Raw genomic sequence first — 1,642 nt, forward strand, 5'->3', positions numbered from 1 at the left:
CCGCTCCCGGCGCCGCGGCCCCGGGCCCAGACCAGGCCACCGGCACCGGCACCGGCACCGGCGGCGAGGAGAGCTGAGCATGCTGACAGTCACGGACGTGTCCAAGACCTTCTTCCCGGGCACCGTCAACGAGCGCCGGGCGCTGAACGGGCTCAGCCTCACGATGGCCGAGGGCGACTTCGTCACCGTGATCGGCTCCAACGGCGCCGGCAAGTCGACCCTGCTCAACGTCGTGTCCGGGCGGTTGATCCCCGACGACGGACGAATCGACATCGACGGCAGGAACGTCACCCGCCTGCGCGATCACAGGCGCGCGAAGTATGTGGGCCGCGTCTTCCAGGACCCACTCGCCGGGACCGCCCCCACTCTCACCATCGAGGAGAATCTGTCCCTGGCGTTCCTGCGCGGCACGCGGCGAGGGCTCGGCCCGAGCCTGAACAAGAAGCGTCGGCGGCAGTTCGTCGACCAGCTCGCCATGCTCGAGCTGGGCCTCGAGGACCGACTCACCGCGAAGGTCGGATTGCTCTCGGGCGGACAGCGCCAGGCACTGTCGCTACTCATGGCCGGGTTCACCCAGCCGCGGATCATGCTGCTCGACGAGCACACCGCGGCACTGGACCCGCAGCGGGCCGAGCTGGTCACCACCATCACCGAGCGGATCGTCCGGGAGGGCGGGCTCACCACCCTCATGGTCACGCACAACATGGAACAGGCCATCCGGCTGGGCAACCGCCTGATCATGATGCACGAGGGCCAGATCGTCTACGAGGCGGACGCACGGGAGAAGGCCTCACTCACCGTGCAGGATCTGCTCAAGGAGTTCGCCACGATCAAGGGCGCGACACTGTCCGACAAGGCGTTCCTGGGCTGAGGTCCGCCCCCCTCCCAGCCCGCCCGTCCCCCGTCGACACGAGCGTTCCGCACACCCGCCTGTCGGGCGAGGCGTTCGGAACGCTCGTCTCGTCGGGGTCAGCCCCCGGTCCCCGGGCGGCGACCCTCGGAGTTCCGGTATGCGGGAACCGCGACCCACCCGTCACCGTCGCGCCGGACCAGTCCCCTCCGCTCGAACTCCTCGAACCACCCCGGGGCCGGCCACTCACCCCAGCGTTCGGCGTAGTGGGCTCCATTGCGTAGCAGGTCCTGGAGGTGTTCCACCGGCGGGGACGACACCGGATGCCACCGGTGATAGGCGTGCGCGCCCGCCACGAGCACCACCGGGACCCTCCGGTGCAGCAGTCGGCGACCGAAGTCGGTGTCCTCCGCGCCGTACCCCGAGTAGTGCTCGTCGAACCCCCCGAACTCCCGGCGGAGCCGTGTCCAGAGATCCGCGTGCAGGGCGAAGGACAGTGACCAGAACATCCCGAACTCGCTCGCCTCGAGTCTCCGCAGGCCGTGCTCGGGGAACGGTCGCGCCGGGTGCGGGTCGGTGAGGCCCGCGAGCTCGGCGGGGTCCGGAGCACCCAGCGACTCGGGCAGATACGTGACCGGCCCCATCCCCACTGTGCCGGGCGGGAGGTCCGCGTACCGGGAGCCCAGGTCCGGGCCGGGCATGCAGTCGACGTCCAGGAAGATGATCAGCTCGGCGCCGGTCTCGACGGCCCGGTCCCCGCCCGCGTTGCGGCAGCGGGCAACCGGCAGGTCC

2 protein-coding genes are annotated in these 1,642 nt (G+C 70.6%); one reads left to right on the top strand and one right to left on the bottom strand.

Annotation, left to right across the window (positions count from 1 at the left end; translation table 11 throughout):
* Positions 1-79 precede the first annotated feature (79 nt).
* Positions 80-871: an ABC transporter ATP-binding protein gene (locus G6019_RS15295; RefSeq protein ID WP_182612989.1), complete on the top strand. Its 792-nt coding sequence runs from the start codon at positions 80-82 to the stop codon at positions 869-871.
* A 98-nt stretch (positions 872-969) separates the two neighbouring features.
* On the opposite strand, the gene G6019_RS15300 is transcribed toward G6019_RS15295, so the two are convergent.
* A partial coding sequence (locus G6019_RS15300; protein ID WP_182627955.1) for a glycosyltransferase family 2 protein occupies positions 970-1,642 on the bottom strand: 673 nt, incomplete at its 5' end.

Source organism: Dietzia sp. DQ12-76, from assembly GCF_014145045.1.
Taxonomy (GTDB): Bacteria; Actinomycetota; Actinomycetes; order Mycobacteriales; family Mycobacteriaceae; genus Dietzia.

What these genes read in the sequence shown, in the direction of transcription:
- G6019_RS15295 (WP_182612989.1), top strand. Translation starts at nt 80, where the DNA reads ATGCTGACAGTCACGGACGTGTCCAAGACCTTCTTCCCGGGCACCGTC.